This is a genomic window from Vibrio sp. 10N.222.49.C9 (genome assembly GCF_041474985.1).
GTDB lineage: Bacteria > Pseudomonadota > Gammaproteobacteria > Enterobacterales > Vibrionaceae > Vibrio > Vibrio crassostreae_C.
This window is the reverse complement of the sequence record NZ_JBFRVD010000994.1, coordinates 1-538: the sequence shown is the minus strand read 5'-3', so window position 1 is coordinate 538 and position 538 is coordinate 1. Positions and strand designations below refer to the sequence as shown.

Here is a 538-nt window from a genome sequence, read left to right as displayed (position 1 = left end):
GGTATTGATTGGTAGGTAAGAGTGCCCTCTATTGATTTCTGCTCTTTTAGGTCAGGGACCACTCTACTGCGGAAGAAGCGTGAATCAGCGTGGTATCAAACAAAGGGACATCTGTGTGTTCCTTGTTAACCAGCAGCCCAATCTCTGTGCAGCCGAGAATCACGCCTTCGGCTCCTCGAGATTTTAAGTCTGTAATAATATCAAGGTAGATCTGGCGAGATTCAGGCAAGATCTTACCTTGACACAATTCATCATAGATGATCGTATGGATCTGTTTGCGCTGCTCTTCATTGGGCACTAATACACAAATAGCCTGGTCGGTCAGTCGCTGCTTATAAAAGTCTTGCTCCATGGTGAAGGCGGTACCCAGCAATGCAACCTTATCGATATTTTCTTGCTTGAGGGTTCGCGCGGTCGCATCCGCAATGTGGAGTAGAGGAATTGAGATAACCTGCTCAATATCCTCTGCCACCTTATGCATGGTATTCGTGCAGATCACAATCGCTTCTGCACCTGCGGTTTGCAATGAAAGTGCAGC

General features: G+C 47.0%; 1 protein-coding gene. It reads right to left on the bottom strand.

Going from position 1 to position 538, the window contains the following annotated elements; genetic code table 11:
* Positions 1 to 46: 46 nt before the first annotated feature.
* Positions 47 to 538 (bottom strand): aspartate/glutamate racemase family protein (locus tag AB4585_RS26590; RefSeq protein WP_372171741.1); only part of this gene is annotated, 492 nt, incomplete at its 5' end.